This window comes from Escherichia sp. Lx600-2 (genome assembly GCF_036662595.1).
Taxonomy (GTDB): domain Bacteria; phylum Pseudomonadota; class Gammaproteobacteria; order Enterobacterales; family Enterobacteriaceae; genus Escherichia; species Escherichia coli.
The window spans coordinates 1-3,274 of sequence record NZ_JAYQWM010000173.1 but is presented as its reverse complement, the minus strand read 5'-3'; the positions used below and the strand labels follow the sequence as shown (position 1 = coordinate 3,274).

The 3,274-nt window shown below is 46.1% G+C and carries 6 protein-coding genes; all 6 read right to left on the bottom strand.

The annotated features are described in order from the left end of the window. Positions 1-156: 156 nt before the first annotated feature. Positions 157-543 carry a 50S ribosomal protein L17 gene (gene rplQ / locus OQV04_RS23945; RefSeq protein WP_004907152.1) on the bottom strand — a complete coding sequence of 129 codons (387 nt, stop codon included), beginning with the start codon at positions 541-543 and terminating at the stop codon, positions 157-159. A gap of 37 nt (positions 544-580) precedes the next feature. Continuing rightward, positions 581-1,570, bottom strand: a complete 990-nt coding sequence (locus tag OQV04_RS23940) for a DNA-directed RNA polymerase subunit alpha (protein WP_004265491.1) — start codon at positions 1,568-1,570, stop codon at positions 581-583. Between the two features lie 25 nt (positions 1,571-1,595). Next, positions 1,596-2,216, bottom strand: a complete 621-nt coding sequence (rpsD, locus tag OQV04_RS23935; RefSeq protein ID WP_004265487.1) for a 30S ribosomal protein S4 — start codon at positions 2,214-2,216, stop codon at positions 1,596-1,598. 35 nt (positions 2,217-2,251) lie between these two features. Beyond that, positions 2,252-2,641 carry a 30S ribosomal protein S11 gene (rpsK, locus tag OQV04_RS23930; RefSeq protein WP_002919257.1) on the bottom strand — a complete coding sequence of 130 codons (390 nt, stop codon included), beginning with the start codon at positions 2,639-2,641 and terminating at the stop codon, positions 2,252-2,254. 16 nt (positions 2,642-2,657) lie between these two features. Further along, positions 2,658-3,014: a 30S ribosomal protein S13 gene (gene rpsM / locus OQV04_RS23925; RefSeq protein WP_004907144.1), complete on the bottom strand. Its 357-nt coding sequence runs from the start codon at positions 3,012-3,014 to the stop codon at positions 2,658-2,660. 145 nt (positions 3,015-3,159) lie between these two features. Next, on the bottom strand, positions 3,160-3,274 hold a 115-nt coding region (gene rpmJ / locus OQV04_RS23920), incomplete at its 5' end, for a 50S ribosomal protein L36 (RefSeq protein ID WP_332643141.1).

The following is a 3,274-nucleotide window of genomic DNA, read 5'->3' as shown; positions in this document are numbered from 1 at the left end:
TATTTCGCCAATCTTATACATACTCATGAACGCTTACCTATAAATAAGGGTTAACAACAAAAAATTCAAGAGCACAAAATCTGCTTTGGAAAAGTAAGAATAGCAGGTACAAAAAAACCGGGCAATATACCCGGTTTTCTTGAAAGCGACGACAGATTACTCTGCTGCTGCTTCTTGAGACTCAACAGCACGGTCAACAAGCTCGATGTAAGCCATCGGAGCATTGTCACCTGTGCGGTAGCCACACTTAAGAATACGAGTGTAACCACCTGCACGAGCTGCGAAACGAGGTCCCAGTTCATTAAATAATTTTGCAACGATCTCGTTATCACGAGTACGTGCGAATGCCAGACGACGATTAGCTACGCTGTCGGTCTTGGCAAGAGTAATCAGCGGCTCAACGACGCGACGCAGTTCTTTCGCTTTAGGCAGAGTCGTCTTGATGATCTCATGACGAACTAAAGAACCAGCCATGTTACGGAACATAGCTTGGCGGTGGCTGCTGTTGCGGTTCAATTGACGACCACTCTTACGATGGCGCATGACCTTATCCTTCTCAGTAAAACCTTAACCTGTGATCTTAATCATCAGCAATACTTGCTGGTGGCCAATTTTCTAAGCGCATGCCCAGAGAAAGACCACGAGATGCCAAGACGTCCTTAATTTCAGTAAGAGATTTCTTACCGAGGTTAGGCGTTTTAAGCAACTCAACTTCTGTACGCTGTACCAGATCACCGATGTAGTGGATAGCTTCTGCTTTGAGGCAGTTAGCAGAGCGGACAGTCAATTCCAGATCGTCAACTGGGCGCAGTAAGATAGGATCGAATTCTGGCTTCTCTTCTTTAACTTCCGGTTGACGTACATCACGTAAATCAACGAATGCTTCAAGTTGTTCAGCTAGAATGGTCGCTGCACGGCGAATCGCCTCTTCAGGATCGATTGTACCGTTAGTTTCCATTTCAATAACTAACTTATCCAAGTCCGTACGTTGCTCAACACGAGCTGCTTCAACATTATAGGCAATACGCTCTACTGGGCTGTAGCAAGCATCGACTAACAAACGACCGATTGGGCGCTCATCTTCTTCCGAATGAACTCGGGCAGAAGCCGGCACATAACCACGACCACGCTGTACTTTAATTCGCATATTAATAGATGCGCTTTCGTCAGTCAGGTGGCAGATGATGTGCTGTGGCTTGACGATTTCGACATCACCATCATGGATGATGTCGGCTGCAGTCACAGGGCCAATGCCAGATTTATTCAAGGTTAAAATAACTTCATCTTTCCCCTGAACTTTTACCGCCAGCCCTTTCAGGTTGAGGAGAATCTCCAGGATATCTTCCTGTACACCTTCTTTGGTGCTGTACTCATGCAGTACACCATCAATCTCAACCTCTGTCACCGCACAACCCGGCATAGACGAAAGCAGAATACGGCGCAGTGCGTTACCAAGAGTATGGCCAAAGCCACGCTCTAAAGGCTCAAGGGTCACCTTAGCGTGCGTCGAACTCACTTGCTCGATATCTACCAGGCGCGGTTTTAGAAACTCTGTCACAGAACCCTGCATTGTGTCCTCTCTTTGGTGCTAAGCTTTACTTGGAGTAAAGCTCGACGATCAGGTGTTCGTTAATGTCCGCAGACAAGTCAGTACGTTCAGGAATACGTTTGAACACACCTTCCATTTTAGCAGCATCAACTTCCAGCCAAGTTGGCTTCTCACGCTGTTCAGCCAGCTCTAAAGCAGCCTTAATACGAGACTGTTTTTTAGCTTTCTCACGAACGCTGATAACGTCATTCGGGGAAACCTGATAAGAAGCGATATTAACTACGCGACCATTTACCATGATAGCCTTATGGCTAACCATTTGACGTGCTTCTGCGCGAGTTGCGCCAAAGCCCATACGGTAAACTACGTTATCAAGACGGCCTTCCAGCAAAGTCAACAGGTTTTCACCTGTGTTGCCTTTCAGACGTGTTGCTTCTTTATAATAGTTACGGAATTGACGCTCCAGAACACCGTAGATACGACGAACTTTTTGTTTTTCACGTAACTGAACACCATAGTCAGACAGACGCGGTTTACGCGCTCCGTGCTGGCCTGGTGCCTGTTCTAATTTACACTTGGTGTCAATCGCGCGAACACCAGACTTCAGAAAGAGGTCTGTTCCTTCGCGACGGCTCAGCTTGAGCTTAGGACCCAAATATCTAGCCATTTTCTTTCTCCAACAGTCCTAAAAAACGATACGTATTAAACGCGACGTTTTTTCGGTGGGCGACAACCGTTATGAGGGATAGGAGTCACATCAGTAATATTAGTGATGCGAAAACCTGCGGCGTTCAGAGCACGAATTGTTGATTCGCGACCCGGACCCGGTCCCTTAACCATAACTTCCAAGTTTTTAATTCCGTATTCTTTCACAGCTTCTGCGCAACGCTCTGCTGCAACCTGAGCTGCAAACGGAGTGGATTTGCGAGAACCACGGAAACCGGAACCACCGGCAGTTGCCCAACCTAATGCGTTACCTTGACGATCAGTAATAGTAACGATTGTGTTGTTGAAAGAAGCATGGATATGAGCCACACCGTCTGAGACTTGTTTTCTTACACGCTTACGTGCACGAATTGGTGCCTTTGCCATTATTCAGTACCCCGACTTATTTCTTGATCGGCTTACGCGGACCCTTGCGGGTACGAGCGTTAGTCTTAGTACGCTGTCCGCGCACAGGAAGACCACGACGATGACGTAAACCACGGTAACAACCAAGGTCCATTAGACGCTTGATGCTCAGGGTAATTTCACGACGTAGGTCACCTTCTACAACATACTTGGCAACTTCGTCACGCAGCTTGTCGATTTGTTCTTCAGACAGTTCACTGATCTTAACATTTTCAGCAATACCAGTTGCTTCACAGATAGCCTGTGAACGTGTTTTGCCGATTCCGAAAATCGATGTTAAAGCGATTACGGTATGTTTATGATCAGGAATGTTAATGCCTGCTATACGGGCCACTATGCACTCCTAAGTTAAAATATACATTACTGTGCTGAAAAGCCCGTTTTCAGGATACTCAAACAATAATGTATCTTAGATAAAAAAGATTGGCTGGCTAATTTAGCCAGCTCAACCCAACTTTGCAAGAAAAAAATGCTTTTTCTTAGCCTTGACGTTGTTTATGTCTTGGCTCAACACTGCAAATTACACGAACGCTACCATTGCGACGGATAACTTTGCAGTTACGGCATAATTTCTTGACGGAAGCACGAACTTTC